Here is a 16623-nt window from a genome sequence, read left to right on the forward strand (position 1 = left end):
TTCATAAAAAACACCCCAAAAGTTTTGTGTCTAACTTTTGGGGTGCAGTACATATCGGGGTGGCTTCTTTTTCTTATTTTTTACTTATAACCTAATACTATATTTATGAGGCATCTATATTTGGGTATAGTGACATTGTTTTTGGTTATTCTAAAGACCTATTCACAAAATCCTATTATCAGTCATTCTTTTACAGCTGACCCTACAGCCCGTGTATTTGACGGGAAAGTTTATTTATATCCGTCACATGATATAAAAAGTCCGGTTGAACGTCTTAAAGATTGGTTTTGTATGGAAGATTATCATATATATTCCTCTCAAAATCTGGTAGACTGGACAGATCATGGGGTAATTCTTTCACAAAACAATGTCCCATGGGTGGATTCGGAGTCCTATTCCATGTGGGCTCCTGACTGTGTGTACAAAAATGGAAAATATTATTTTTATTTTCCTGCAAAACCTAAAAATATGAAAGTCTTTTCCGTGGGAGTTGCAGTGTCGGATACTCCTTATGGCCCATTCATGCCAGACTGGAAGCCCATAGAAGGCATACAGGGAATTGATCCGTGTGTGTTGATTGATAAACAGGGAAGTGCATATATTTATTGGGCTGGGAATGGTCTGCGTATGGCAAGGTTGAAAGATAATATGAAGGAGTTGGCTTCTGCTCCAGTTCTGATAGAAGGGCTTCCTGAGGGATTTAAGGAAGGCCCGTTTGTATTTGAAAGAAACGGAAAGTATTACCTTACTTTTCCCTGGGTGAAGGATAAGATGGAGACATTGGCATACGCAATGGGAAATTCACCTTCAGGCCCATTTGAATTTAAAGGCATTATTATGGATGAGTCTCCCACTGGATGTTGGACAAATCATCATTCAATTGTGGAATATAATGGACAGTGGTATCTTTTTTATCATCATAATGACTTTTCTCCTGAAGCTGATAAGCGGCGTTCTGTTCGTATTGATTCCTTAACTTTTAATTCTGATGGAACGATTGTGAAAGTAAAGCCTACTTTACGCGGAGTCGGGATTACGGATGCGCGTATGAAAATACAGATAGATCGGTATAGTGCAATCAGTAAAGAAGGAGTGTCTGTTTCCTTTGTCAATGATGAAAATAAGTTCGAAGGTTGGAAGTGCCGATTGGAAAAAATAAAATCATGGATTCAGTACAACCGTGTGGATTTTGGTTCTCAGCCTGTGCAAGAAGTGAAAATGCGTGTGAAATCGGATAAAGGTGGGGTGGTGAAAATTGTAGCGGATGATGAAGATATAGCTACTGTAAAGATTCCTGCAGGCAAAGACTGGTGTGTGGTAAAGGCATGTGTGGAAAAGGCTCCGGTGGGAGTCTGCGATATACGGGTCTCTCTGCAGAAGGGGGCTTCCGTGGAAATTGACTGGATAGGTTTTGATGCTGTTCCATGGTCAGCGGGTGCTTTCGAAACGCGTAAGTATAGAAACTTTTTTGCCGAAATGGGTTATTCTCAGGCCGAAATAGATGCGAAACTGGAAAAAGTGTTTAATGATGTATTCTATGGGGTCAATAAAGTCTATTTTGAGGTCGGTGATTCCATGGCTTATATTAGTGACTTGAAGAATCATGATGTACGTACAGAAGGTCTGTCTTATGGAATGATGATTGCCGTGCAGTTTGACCGGAAGGATATATTTGACCGCTTGTGGCGATGGTGTAAGAAGTACATGCAGCACCAGAAAGGCATGTTTGAAGGTTATTTTGCCTGGAGTTGTCAGACGGACGGAACTCGTAATTCCGAAGGACCTGCTTCTGATGGTGAACTATATTATGTGACTTCACTTATTTTTGCGTCGAACAGATGGGGAAATGAATCTGGCATAAATTATTTAGCTGAAGCACAAAATATTTTAGATTGTTCGATGAAAAAGGTTGGAAAAGATGCGGTAACCCCATTTATAAATATAGAACATCAGCTGATTACATTTACTCCGACCCGCTTCGGTGCGAAATTTACTGATCCTTCTTATCATTTGCCTGCTTTTTATGAAGTGTGGGCCAGATGGGCTTATGATGGAAGGAGCCGTTTTTGGAGGGAATGCGCCGAGAGAAGTCGTGAGTACCTGCATAAGAGTATTCATCCGGTGACTGGCTTAAATCCTGATTATAATAACTATGACGGTTCTTTGTTGCATTCAGATGGGATAATAGGAGATGCCTTCCGTTTTGATTCATGGCGGGTGCCTATGAATATTGCTCTGGATTATTCTTGGGCATGTGCAGACAGAGAATGGCAGCAGGAGTATGGAAATAAAATACAGAATTTTCTGTATGGTCAGGGACTTTATGATTTTAAAGACCAGTATAATGTAGATGGAAGTCCGGTGAAGGAAGTCTTGCAGGCGGGTGAATATAAACAGTTGCGTCATTCATTGGGTCTTGTGGCTACAGCTGCGGCGGTGTCATTGGTTTGTACGGATGTGAAATGCGAAGAATTTGTCAAACAGCTGTGGGAAGCAAAACATGTACCTTATGAAGACGGATATCTGGATAAATATTATGACGGGTTGTTGCGTTTGTTTGCGTTTATGCATTTGAGTGGTCGCTATCAGATTATTTTTCCTCAATAGTTTGATTTCAACTTAACCTTGACACAAAAAGACTGTTTCAAACTGGAACAGTCTTTTTGTGTTTTAAGAAACAGAGTGATATTATTTAAATATACTGATTTAAGGTTATACTTCCTACTTGTCAAAGATGTATTTATAAAAAAGGTATAGGATGAAAATTTGTAAGTCATTTATTAAAGTAGATTGTAATGTTTGGTGATGATAAGAAATGAGGTCTTATTGAAAAGTGAAATTTATTATGAATTTATAAAAGATAGATATGAGATTTCATTGGAAATATTATTAATCCTAAAAATAAAACCTTCAATATTATGCTAAATATTGTAAATAGACAAGCGGCTTTGTTTTATCTATTAGCAGAATTTTGAAAATCTGATTCCTTTCATTTTTTAATTCCTTTGTGTTTTTAATTAAAATGTTTTGTTTATTGAATTGGACGTTAAAATGCATCAGAACACAATGAATGCGGGATATTTTGCCTTCAATTTTATGTTGTACAGCCTAAATGTATCGTAGAATAAAGAAAATGTTACACACGGGATAATGATGTAACATGTAATATAGGTGTTGGTAATGTGGTATAATTCCTTTTATTTATTAAGATTTACATTTGCATTGTGTTAAATGATTTATAATTGTGTAATCTTAAATGAAATGCGTATGGTTGTTAATAAAAAAGACGGAGGATAACGAAAGGATACTATTAGGTAACTCTTTGTAATTTTTTTATTTTTAATTATTTGGTATAATGAAAAACATAAGACAAAAGTTTCTCGAGAATAGTTCTTCTAACCAGAAGCTATTTCTCACGCGAAGCCGTATTTTCTTTTTACTTCTTTTTTTCTGTAGCGTTTCTTTAATGGCTCAGAATGGTGTTGTAGTGAAAGGAAAGGTGCTTGATGCAAATGATGAACCTTTGATTGGTGCAGCAATCGTATTAAAAGGTAATACGAATGTAGGAACAGTTGCCGATTTTGATGGTAATTTTACCCTTGAAGTTCCCAATAGAAATTCAGTCTTGACAGTCTCTTATTTGGGAATGACTCCACAAGATGTAAAGGTTAACGGAAGAACGATGATTGTAGTCGTGCTGCGTGAAGATACAGAAGTTTTGGACGAGGTTGTAGTAGTAGGTTATGGACAACAGAAAAAAGCATCTGTCGTTGGAGCTATTACACAGACTTCTTCAAAAGTACTGGAACGTGCCGGTGGAGTTTCTGATTTGGGATCTGCGTTGACTGGTAACTTGCCAGGTGTTGTTACTACAGCTTCAACAGGTATGCCGGGTGAGGAAGATCCGCAAATTGTCATTCGTGGTGCAAGTTCATGGAACAATAGCGCTCCGTTGATTTTGGTCGATGGAATTGAACGTCCGATGTCAGGTATCGATGTAAACTCTGTAGAATCTATTTCAGTGTTGAAAGATGCGTCAGCAACTGCTGTCTATGGTGTAAAGGGTGCTAACGGTGTCATCTTGATTACTACTAAACGTGGTAAGGAAGGTAAGGCAACTATTAATGCAGGTGGTAGTATGGCATTAAAGATGCCTTCCAAATTGCCTAACAAACTTGATTCATACGATGCATTCCAATTGCGTAATGATGCAGTAGAATATGAATTAGGTTTGACTCCTGATTCTTGGATGTACATGATGTCACAGGAACAAATGAATAAATATCGTAATCCTGCAAATCAGGCAGAAGCAGAACGCTATCCTAATATTGACTGGGCAGATTGGATGTTTAAGGATTATGCATTTTCTGAAAATGCCAATGTCAGTGTGAGTGGTGGTACACGTTTTGTGAAATATTATGCAGCCATTGACTATCAGCACGAAGGTGACTTGTTTAAGGAATATGATAATGGACGTGGTTATCAGACTACTTATGGTTATAACCGTGTGAATATGCGTAGTAACCTTGACTTCCAGCTTACCAAGACAACATTGTTAAAGACGAACCTTTCAGGTTCACATGGGGTAAAACAAGGACCTCGTACTAGTTATGAATATAACATCTGGGGTAGTGCTTATAGTACACCTCCTAATGTATTTTATCCTCAATATTCAGATGGTACATGGGGATATGACCCGATAAACAATGCCAATAACTCAGTTGCTCAATTGGCCTTGGCCGGACAGAATACACGTACAACTACTCGTTTGACAACTGACTTTACATTGGAACAGAAACTGGACTTTATTGTAAAAGGTTTAAGTGCCAAAGCTTCTATTTCATGGGACAATGTATTTTACGAACAAAACCGTGGTGTAAACTCAACTGATCAGGCGTTGTACAAATACATTAATCCAGAAACGGGTGCAGTCAGCTATAATCCAAGCCAGGGTAGTCATAACTTTGATTTCCATGAACAAGTTAACTGGATTGCTGAAGGTGGTTCTATTGATAATAATGCTACGGAACGTCATCTCTATTATTCTGCCCAGATTGATTATAACAATACATTTGGTAATCATACGGTAGGTGCTATGGGATTATTCAGCCGTCAGGAGCGTGCGAAAGGTAGTATTGTTCCTAATTATCGTGAGGACTGGGCTTTCCGTGTTACCTATAACTATGCCAATAAGTATTTCTTGGAATATAACGGTGCATATAATGGTTCTGATAAGTTTAGCGCTGATAATCGTTTTGTATTCTTTAATTCAGGTGCCATTGGCTGGATGCTGAGTGAAGAAAAGTTCATGAAGAAAATCAAGTTCCTTGATATGTTGAAGCTGAGAGCTTCTTACGGTGAAATCGGTAATGACGTAATCGGTGACGAATGGGATACAACCCGTCGTTGGCTTTATATGGATCAGTGGGAAACAGGAGGCAACATTGCAACTGGTTTGTATAATGTAGCAAGTCCTTATACTTTTTATCGTCAGAAGACTGTAGGTAATACGGATATTCATTGGGAAGTTGTTCGTAAATTTAACTTTGGTATTGATTATTCATTCTTAGACGGATTGTTTGCTGGTAATATTGAAATTTTTAGAGATAAACGTTCGGATATTCTTATCAGCGGTTCGGATCGTGCTATGCCTTCTTATTTTGGAGGTATTGTGAATGCACCTTGGGTGAACATGGGTAAAGTTAAAAACCGTGGTTATGAACTGGAACTTCGTATTAACAAGACTCTGAGAAATAGTTTGCATTTATGGGCTAATATGAATATGACTCATGCCGTGAATGAAATTATTGAAGCTGATGATCCAGAATTGTTACCCGACTACCAGAAGGATGCCGGAAAGTCAATTGGTCAGACTCATACTTATGTAGACCATGGTTATACACAGACTATGGATGATATTTACGGAAGTACAGCATTTGAGTCAAATGATGATCAGAAATTGCCTGGAACTTACTATATTCTTGACTATAATGGTGATGGAGTTATTAATTCTTACGACCAGATTCCTTATGGATATTCTAGCAGTCCTCAGAATACATACAGTGCTTCATTAGGTTTTGATTATAAGGGGTGGAGCTTCTTCGTTCAGTTCTATGGTGTAAATAACGTAACTCGTCAGGTAGTATTCTCTACATTTGGTCGGAAACAGTTGATTGCCTATGATGAAGGTTCTCGTTGGAGCAAGTATAATCCAAATCCAGATGTACCGATGCCACGTTTTGGTTCTACGACTAACAGTTATTATGATGCAGCTCGTTATTTCTATGATGGTTCATACATTCGTTTGAAGAATATAGAATTGTCTTACACCTTTACTAGCGGTTGGATCAAGAGTTTAGGACTTTCTAATTTGAAACTTTACGTTAATGGTAATAACCTTTGGGTATGGACTCGTATGCCTGATGACCGTGAATCAAATTTTGCAGGAACAGGTTGGGCTTCTCAGGGTGCTTATCCTACGGTGAAACGTATTAATTTCGGTTTAAAATTCACATTATAAAATGAAAAGTCAAATGAAAAGAAACAATATACGTACATTATTCTATGGGGGACTTCTTTCATTGTGCTGTGTAGGAATGACTTCTTGTGAAGATTATCTTGACAAAGCACCTGAAAGTAGTGTGAACCCTGAGGATGCTTTTAAAAATTTCCGGAATTTCCAGGGTTTTACGGAAGAACTGTATTACTGTATTCCTGATTTTGCACATGGCTACTGGAACAACTCATTCAACTGGGGAGAAGATGAACTTATCTCTTTTAGTATCGACTATCATATGGGATACAAGGTTGATATGGGAGATTTCTGGGGCTGGCAGTCAAGCTATGATGGCTGGCAATGCGGCTGGATGGACCGTAATAATACTGTCGCTAATTCTAGTGATCGTACGCAAAAATCTTTATGGCCATTGGCATGGTATGGTATTCGTAAATGTAATTTAGGCCTTGAGAATATTGATAAACTGGTGGAAGCCACAGAAGAGCAGCGTGACTTGATATTAGGCCAGCTTTATTTCTTCCGCGGATGGTTCCATTTTGAATTGATGCAGTATTTCGGTGGTTTACCTTATATTGATTCTGTACCATCTTCTTCTGAACCATTGCGTAACCCACGTTTGAGCTATCAGGAATGTGCTGACCGTGCAGCCGAAGATTTCCGTCGTGCAGCCGATCTGTTACCTATTGATTGGGATGATACTACTACTGGTAAGGCTACATATGGAAATAACCAGCAGCGTATCAATAAGATTATGGCTCTGGGCTATTTAGGAAAGAATTATTTGTGGGCTGGTAGTCCATTGATGAACTATGAGTCTCAGAATAGCAGAAGTTATAATGCGGATTACTGTAAGAAGGCTGCCGATGCTTTTGCAGAATTGTTGAATCTGGTAGAAAAAGGACAAACCCAATACGCCTTGGTCGACTTTGAACATTATACCGATATATTCTATACATTTAAACAGAATAGCAAGAACCCAGGTTCTACTGAAGCTATTTTCCAGACTCCGATGTACGACTGGTGGATGGGATCAGGCTGGTGTTTGGGTCCTCAATATGTTCCTTCTACTTTGGCAAATGAAACAAATGGTGTTGTTTTCTCGCCGACGGCTAATTATGTAAATTATTATGGTATGAAAAACGGTCTTCCGTTGAATGACCCGGATTCTCATTTTGATAAAGAACATCCTTGGCGTGATCGTGACCCCCGTTTCTATGCCGACATTACTTATGATGGACTGCAGGTAATTCAGAATACAGCTAAATTTACTTCAGAGCAAAAGGATAAACAAATTCAGTATGCCAATCTTTATACTGGAGGTAATTATCGTGATGTAAAAAATGAAAGTCGTACCGGATACTTGCTGCATAAGTTTACTCCACTTGTAGTAAATGGTTTTGATGAAGGCTTTCGCGATTATGGTGATGCTTTGACTATTCAAGTAAGTTGGATGCGTTTGTCTGATATTTATTTAATGTATGCTGAAGCTGTGGCCAATGGTTATGGAGGCCCATCTGCAAAAGCCGACGGTTTCTCTTTGACCGCTGTCGATGCTGTAAATAAGATTCGTGAACGTGCGGGTGTAGATGATGTTGCTAGTAAATACGCCGGCTCATTAGACGGATTTATGAGCGAGTTACGACGTGAACGTGCCGTAGAATTAGCTTATGAAGGACATCGCTTCAATGATTTGCGTCGTTGGTTACTTTTAACTGAGTATCCTTATACTATTAAAACTTCTCAGGAATTTGATCGCGTGGAACTGGATAAGGAAGATCCGACTCAAAGTCGCGTTTCTAATTTCAGAGAAGAGGTGATTGTAACTCGTAATTTCTCTGAGAAACATTATTGGTTGCCTTTGAAGGTTTCTGATGTGAATATTTATCCGGAATTATATCAAAATCCCGGTTGGTAATGCTCTTGAGAATTTTGAATGCTAATTAAAAAGGAATTAAAATGAAAAACATACGAATAAAGTCTGTTTTATGTGCGGCACTTGCAACTTCTTCATTGTATGTCGGCGCTCAAAATTTGCCGTCAGAATTGTTGGATGCCAGTTCAGATTCTTTATCTGTTGCTGAAGAGGAGTTAGTACAGGTTGCTTATAGAAAGGTGAACAAAAAAGACCTTTTAGGAGGAGTTTCTTCTGTAAATGTAGAAGAATTAATGAAAAAGGATTACTTCACATACAGCTTAGACGGCATGGAGAACATGGTTAGTGGCTGGAACGGAAGTAGTTTGTGGGGAATGGATTCTTATCTGGTATTGGTAGATGGAGTGCCCCGTGATGCAAACAACGTAATGCCTTCTGAAATTAAAGACATTACTTTCCTGAAAGGTGCTTCTGCTGTGGTTCTGTATGGTAGCCGTGCTGCCAAAGGTGTTATTTATATCACAACTAAACGTGGAAAGGAAGGAGATACTCGTATTGATGTAAGAGGTAATACCGGTTTTTTCGTTCCGAAAAGTTATCCGAAATATTTAGGATCAGCTGAATACATGACATTGTATAATGAAGCTCGTGTAAATGATGGCATGGATCCGTTATATAGTGATGTGGATATTTATAACCATGGTTCTGGAATAAACCCTTATCGTTATCCGGATGTAAATCTTTATTCTGATGATTATCTGAAAAAGGCTTACAATCAGTCGGATGTAACGGCTGAAATTTCAGGTGGTTCTGAAAAGGCACGGTTTTATACCAATATCAACCTTTATAATACAGGTTCATTGATAAAGGTAGGTAATGCGAAAGATGACCGTACAACTCGCTTTAGTGTACGTGGTAACATTGATGTGAATCTGGGACAATATGTTAAGACTTACGTGAATGCCAATGCTACTTTCTATGATGGACGTAGTGCCCGTGGTAATTTCTGGGGAGCTGCAGCTTCACTGAGACCTAACCGTATTTCTCCGCTGATTCCTGTTGATTATATTATGCAGAATAATACGGATGCATGGAATCTGGTAAATAATAGTCGTTACTTAATTGATGGAAAATATCTGTTAGGCGGTACACAAGTAGATCAGACTAATGAAATTGCCAATCTTTATGCGGCTGGTGTCAATACCTATACAAGTCGTCAATATCAGTTTGACATGGGAGTAGATGTGGATCTTTCTATGCTTTTGAAAGGTCTTTCCTTTCAGACTCGTTTTGCGATAGATTATGCAACAACCTACAATCGCTATTATGGTGATACTTATGCTACTTATGAACCTCAATGGGCTAATGTGAACGGTCAGGATCTGATTGTGGGCTTGACAAAGTATGGTGATGACGTACACGATGGTATTCAGCATATTGCCGATAGCTGGAATCGTCAGACTATGGCATTCTCGGCTCAGTTGAACTATAACAACAAATTTGCAGATAGTCACAATATTTCTGCTATGTTGATTGCAGCCGGATATCAGCAAGGTGAAAGTGCCGTATATCATAAAACCAGCAATGTCAATTTAGGTTTGCAGGTTGATTATGATTATTTGAGCAAATATTATATGAGTTTTGGAGGAGCTTTAATCCATTCTGCTCGTCTTCCGGAAAATAATCGTAATGCTTTCTCACCTTCACTTACTTTGGGATGGCGTTTAAGCAATGAAAGCTTCCTGGAAGATTCATCGGTTCTGGATGATTTAATGCTGAGTGTTTCAGGTTCGGTATTAAATACAGACTTGGGAATTGATGATTACTATATGTACCAAAGTAGCTACGACCAGGCTAATGGTGCTTGGTGGGGTTGGGCTGATGGTAACCAGAGCCATGCAACAGAAGCTAGACGCGGTAATAATTCAGATCTGTCTTTCATCAAGCGTAAGGAGATTAGCGTAGGATTACGCGGTTCTTTATGGAATAAGATGCTGACTTTTGATGCATCATTCTTTAAGAATAGCCTTGAAGGAATGTTGGTTCAACCTTCTAATAGTTATCCGAATTATTTTGTGTCTTATTGGCCCGAGAGTACTTTGCTTCCTTATGTGAACTATAACAATAGTACCCGTACAGGTTTTGATTTAGCATTGAATTTCAATAAGAAGATGGGTGAAGTTGATTTTAACTTGGGAGTAAATGCTACTTACTATACCAATGAGAATACAAAGGTAGATGAACTGTATGAAGATGCATATCGTTATCGTAAGGGCAAACCTACTGATGGTATGTGGGGATTACAGGCTGAAGGTTTCTACAACAATGAAGAGGAAATTCAGAATTCAGGAATCACTTCCTCTTTCGGTGAATTGAAACCTGGTGATTTGAAATATGTAGATCAGAATGGTGATAAGATTATCGATGAAAAGGATGAAGTTTATTTGGGCGAACGCTATGGCTGGCAAGGAACTCCGTTGACAGTAGGTTTGAACCTTACATTGAAATGGAAGAACTTTACTTTGTTTGCTTTAGGTACCGGTTATTGGGGGGCTTCTGCTTTCATGAGTGGTGATTATTATTGGGTATATGGAGATAAGAAGTATTCAGAAGTGGTACGTGGACGTTGGACTCCTGAAACTGCAGAAACCGCAACTTATCCACGTTTGACTACACAAACGGATAATCACAACTATCGTAATTCTGATTTCTGGATGTATAAGACTAACCGGTTTAATCTGTCTCGTCTTCAGTTGACTTATGATTTGCCTAAACAATGGTTGGGAAATTCATTTGTACGTAGTTTCTCAGTATATGCTTATGCAAGCAACTTGTTGACAATATCGAAAGAACGTGAAAAGCTGGAACTGAATACAGGAGCAGCTCCTCAGACTCGTTTCTACAACATTGGTTTCAAGATAGGTTTCTAAATTGATAAAATAAAAGTAGATTCTTATGAAAAAAATATTGACAGTTTTTGTCGCGGCTTTTTTACTGGTGGGATGCGATGATTTATTTACACCAGCAATTGAAAATAATAAGCAAGTTTCGGATGGCCTTGAAGATCCTTTGTATGCAGAAGGAATTTTGGCTAATGCTTATACTCGTAATCCCTACAATTCACAGTCATTTAATGATGTGGCTACAGATGATGCTGTAACTAACCAGACAAGTAACAGTTATCTGAAGATGGCTACTGGTTCATGGACATCAAATAACAATCCAATGGATCAGTGGGGATCTTGTAAGGCTGCTATTCATTACATTAATCTTTTCTTGACTCAGGTTGATCAGGTTTCATGGGTAAAAGATCCGGTTGTGAATAAAATGTTTTGTGACCGTTTGAAAGGTGAAGCTTATGGTTTGCGTGCAATGTTTAATTTTTATATGTTGCAGGCTCATGCTGGATACACAGAGGATGGTCGTTTGATGGGAGTACCTATTGTGGAGGAATTAGAAGATGAAACTTCTAATTTCAACTATCCGCGAAACACTTTTGATGAATGTATTCAGGCTATTTATGATGATGTTCAACGGGCTGAAGAGTTGTTACCGCTTGATTATGAGAATATCTCTTCCGATGCAGAAGTTCCGGAAGTATATCGTTCTGAAGGGGCTAATTTCAGCCAGTACAACATTGTGTTTGGTAACAATTTCCGTTCTCGTATGAGTGGACGTATCGCGTTGGCTTTTCGTGCAAAAGCTGCACTTTTAGCTGCCAGCCCGGCATTTGCAGAAGGTAGCAAAGGAACATGGGCAGAAGCTGCTGACTATAATGGTGAAATCCTGGATTTGATTGGTGGAGTAGCAGGTTTGGCAGCTCAGGGAAATACGTGGTATAAGAATGCGGATGAAATTAATAGCTTGACTGGAGGTTCTAATCCTCAGGAGATGCTTTGGAGAAATGGTAAGGATGCTACAGCTTATTCATTAGAGCAGGCGCAGTTCCCACCCAGCCTTTACGGTAGCGGTCAGATTAATCCGACTCAGAATTTAGTTGATGCTTTCCCGATGGCTAATGGTTATCCAATTGACTCTCCTGAAGCTGGTTATGATGACCAAAATCCTTATGCCAACCGTGATCCACGTCTGGCTCTCTATATTGTGGTGAATGGTACCGTTATGGGTACTGATGGCAAGACCATTGATACAAGTGTAGATAATACTTCTAACAATGATGGTTTGAATAAAGAAAATGGCTATTCTACCCGTACAGGTTATTATCTGCGTAAACATTTACGTGAAGATGTATATTTGAGCTCTACAACCACTACAGGACAGCCACATTATAGTCCGCGTATCCGCTATACTGAAATTTATTTGAATTATGCGGAAGCAGCCAATGAGGCATGGGGACCTACAGGTACTGGTTTACATGGTTATTCTGCTTATGATGTTATTAAAGCCATTCGTCAGCGTGCTGGAATTAAAGATGCTTCAGGAAATGATCCTTATTTGGAAAGTGTGAAGAATGATCAAGCTAAAATGCGTGATTTAATACGAAATGAACGTCGTTTGGAATTGTGTTTTGAAGGTTTCCGTTTTTGGGATTTGCGCCGTTGGAACATGGATTTGAACGAACCGGCAAAAGGAATACGTATTAGTGGAGGAACCTATCAGGTATTTAATGTTGAAAGCCGTACATATAATGATTTCATGCGGTTTGGTCCTATTCCTTATAGCGAAGTAGTGAAATTTGATGCATTGGAACAGAATAAGGGTTGGGATTGATTTTATGTGGAATAATTTTTAATGACTGAAAAAATGAAAAAACTATTTTATTTGTTTTCACTGTTAGCGTTGGTTTCTTTCTCTTCGTGTGAGAATGGGGATTGGTCTTTCCCTGACTATGGAACAACTACTGTATATTTTGCTTATCAGTATCCGGTGCGTACTATCGTTTTGGGTAATGATGAAGTTTTTGACAATACACTTGATAATCAACATAAATGTATGATTAAGGCAACAATGGGTGGTGTATATGAAAATCAAACATCGCCTGTGGTTGATATTGAAGTGGTAAATTCTTTGTGTGACAACTTGAAGTTCTCTACAGGAGAAGACGTGGTTCCTATGCCTGCTGAATATTATACACTTTCTTCTGACCAAATCACTATACCTCAAGGTCAGATTAGTGCGGGAGTAGAAGTACAGTTGACTGATGCTTTCTTTGCTGATCCTAAAGCAATAGAAACTACGTATGTAATTCCTTTGGTAATGTCAAATGTACATAATGCGGATTCTATTTTGTCAGGCTCTCCTTTAGTGGAAAATCCTGTTCGTTGCAACAAGTCAGACTGGAATGTATTGCCGAAAGATTACATTTTGTATGCCGTGAAGTATATTAATCCGTGGGATGCAGTTTATTTGCGTCGTGGGGTAGATCAAATTACTCAAGGTGGTGCTACTAATACAGTCGTTCGTCATACAGGTTCTGTTGAAAGTGATGAAGTTTGTGAATTGACAACTCGTTCATTGAAGGATGCTAATTTTGCTTTGACTCTTAATGATCAAAATTGCAACTTGATTCTTTCTTTTAATGATAATAATGAATGTACACTTTCTACAGACACTCCGGGCTGCACTGTTTCAGGTTCTGGTAAGTATGTAGAGAAGGGAGAAAAGAATTCCTTTAATAACAAAGATCGTGACGTCTTGTATTTGGATTATACAGTGGATTTAGGTTCTACTGTCTATGCAACTAAGGATACATTGGTTATGCGCGATCGTCAGGTTAAGGCTGAATGGTTTGATGTTACATATAATAAATAACCTTAAATTAAAGAAGACATGAAACAATATATGAAATTGCTTCCGGTATTAGCCTTAGGGATGGTAGTAGAATCATGTGTTGACGATGCCCTATTGCCCTATTCGGTTCAAAAACCGACAAGCGTTGCTCAATATGAATATTTGAATAATTATGACGTGTTGAAATCATATCTGGACCGTGCTAAAAATCCCAACTTCAAGTTGGGATTAGCGGCCAGTGTAAGTGATTTTGTTCAGCAAGGTGTAGTTTATGAAGCGGTTACTACAAACTTTGACGAGATGACTGCAGGCAATGCAATGAAATATGCCTCAGTTGTAGCCGATGATGGTACGATGAACTTTTCAACGGTTTCAAATTTTGTAGATGTAGCCAAAGCTGCAGGTATTACGATTTACGGTCATACATTAGGTTGGCATGCACAGCAGAATATGACTTATTTGAATGGGTTGATTGCTGATAAAGAAATCACAGTTGATCCAGGAGATGCCGAAGAGGTAAATGATGTGTATGTAGATTATTCTACACTAGGATCTTATACTTATTGGCATGGTGATAAAGTAGATGCTAGTATTAATTCTGATGGTAATTTGTTAATTCATAATCCGGAAGCTATTGAGAATTTTTACGAAATTCAATATCATGTGGCGAATGGTTTAGTTGCTAGTCCGGATATAGAATATACGGTTACTGCTAAGATAAAGGCTAGTGGCGATGGATATTTGACATGTTGTATTGGAGATTGGGGAGGACAACAAACTGCTGCTTTATCATTTACAACTGAATGGCAGGAAGTTAAACTTACATTTACAGGAGTGAATACAGCTGATGGTTTTGTGATGTTTCAATCTGGAAACTTTGCTGGAGATATAGAAATTGAATGGCTTAAAGTAACGCATAAAGAAGCACCGTCAATTTCACTTTGGAATAATATGCTTTTAAATAGTGACTGTGAAAGTGATGATACTTCTTGCTTTTATGCAACGGAAATGACATCTGGTCCTAAAGCTGCTACTTTTGGTGCTGCGGGAACAGGTGCTGATGGAGCTGGACGTGCTATTGTTGTTAAATCAGGAGATAATCCGACAAATACTTGGGATACTCAATTCTTTGTAAAGACTCCGAGAATGATGATGGCTGGCGAAAAATATCGTTTTAGCATGAAATATCGCGCAGATAAAGAAGCTGGATGTGAAACTCAGTCGCATAATGAACCTGGTGGATATGTTTTCTATAATATGTTTACTAATCCTACTTTCTCTACCACTTGGCAGGAATTTGTGTATGAAGGAACTATTTCTGAGGATCAAGCAGGTGCGAGTGGTATGAATACTATTGCATTTAATTTGTCTGTATTGCCAGAAGCTAATACTTATTATTTTGATGATATTAAATGGGAATTGGAGGAAAAAGGAAATACAATTCCTTTGACTCCTGAAGAAAAGAAAGATACGCTTACTTGGGCTTTGGATAACTGGGTTAAAGGTATGATGGAAGCAACAGGTGGCTATGTTACAGCTTGGGATTTGGCAAATGAAACAGTTTCTGGAGTAGATAATGACGGCGATGGTTTCTATGATTTGCAGTCATCTGAGAATGGAGATCCTACAACTAATTTCTATTGGACTGATTATTTAGGCGATATTGATTATGTACGTATTCTTGAATCAAGAGCACGTAAATATTTCAAGGAATATGGAGGCGATCCGTCTAAGTTGAAGTTGTTTATCAATGATTTTAATCTAGAGTCTTGGTGGGATGGTAATCAAAAAGTAAAGAGCTTGGTTGAATGGATTAGAAGATGGGAATCAGATGGTGTAACAAAGATTGATGGTATTGGAACCCAAATGCACGTAAGCTATATTTTGAACGAAGCAGATCAAAAAGCTCAAGAGGATGCAATCGTTAATATGTTTAAGATATTAGCTGAAAGTGGTAAGCTTATCAAAATCTCAGAATTGGATATGGGTATTGTAGACAAAGCTTTCGGTACTGCTATCAAGACTGAGAATGTAACTTATGAGCAACAACTGAAAATGGCAGAGTTCTATCAGTTTATTATCAGTAAATATTTTGAGATAATTCCTGTAGAGCAGCAATATGGTATTACTCAGTGGTGTGCTACAGATAGTCCGGCTGATTCTGGTTGGAGACCAGGAGAACCTACTGGTTTATGGGATAGCAGCTTTAAACGTAAACCGACGTATGCTGGATTTGCTAATGGACTTGCTGGTAAAGTTATAGCAGAGCCATCTGAAGAATTGAGTCAGGAAAAATAATTAAGCATTTGTAATACCAAAATTAGAAGTGTTTAATAGACAAAATTCAGAGTGATAATTTCACAAGAATAAAATTATACATGAAAGTTTCTCTTATTCCTGTTTTTGTTATTTGTAAAAGATGGGGATAAGAGAAATTTTCATAATATTGGATGTGGAATTGATTACGAGTCTTTGTTGTCGT

General features: G+C 38.3%; 7 protein-coding genes. All 7 read left to right on the forward strand.

The annotated features are described in order from the left end of the window. Window positions 1-105: 105 nt before the first annotated feature. The 7 genes from DXD04_RS03085 (at window position 106) to DXD04_RS03115 (ending at window position 16439) form a co-directional block, all read left to right on the forward strand. Entirely contained in the window at window positions 106-2607 is a 2502-nt protein-coding gene (locus DXD04_RS03085; protein WP_117670775.1) for a glycosyl hydrolase family 8, read from the forward strand. Window positions 2608-3355: 748 nt separating this feature from the next. Continuing rightward, window positions 3356-6520 carry a SusC/RagA family TonB-linked outer membrane protein gene (locus DXD04_RS03090; RefSeq protein ID WP_409034794.1) on the forward strand — a complete coding sequence of 1055 codons (3165 nt, stop codon included), beginning with the start codon at window positions 3356-3358 and terminating at the stop codon, window positions 6518-6520. Between the two features lie 13 nt (window positions 6521-6533). After that, window positions 6534-8432, forward strand: a complete 1899-nt coding sequence (locus DXD04_RS03095) for a RagB/SusD family nutrient uptake outer membrane protein (RefSeq protein WP_117670967.1) — start codon at window positions 6534-6536, stop codon at window positions 8430-8432. 41 nt (window positions 8433-8473) lie between these two features. Next, window positions 8474-11320: a SusC/RagA family TonB-linked outer membrane protein gene (locus tag DXD04_RS03100; RefSeq protein WP_117670777.1), complete on the forward strand. Its 2847-nt coding sequence runs from the start codon at window positions 8474-8476 to the stop codon at window positions 11318-11320. 25 nt (window positions 11321-11345) lie between these two features. Beyond that, a complete protein-coding gene (locus DXD04_RS03105) occupies window positions 11346-13121 on the forward strand; it encodes a RagB/SusD family nutrient uptake outer membrane protein (RefSeq protein ID WP_117670779.1) in 1776 nt (591 codons plus the stop codon). Between the two features lie 21 nt (window positions 13122-13142). Continuing rightward, complete coding sequence (locus tag DXD04_RS03110) at window positions 13143-14162, forward strand: DUF5627 domain-containing protein (protein ID WP_117670781.1); 1020 nt, start codon at window positions 13143-13145, stop codon at window positions 14160-14162. Window positions 14163-14180: 18 nt separating this feature from the next. Further along, entirely contained in the window at window positions 14181-16439 is a 2259-nt protein-coding gene (locus DXD04_RS03115; protein WP_117670783.1) for an endo-1,4-beta-xylanase, read from the forward strand. Window positions 16440-16623: the final 184 nt, after the last annotated feature.

It is taken from the genome of Phocaeicola plebeius (genome assembly GCF_003437535.1).
GTDB classification, from domain to species: Bacteria; Bacteroidota; Bacteroidia; order Bacteroidales; family Bacteroidaceae; genus Phocaeicola; species Phocaeicola plebeius_A.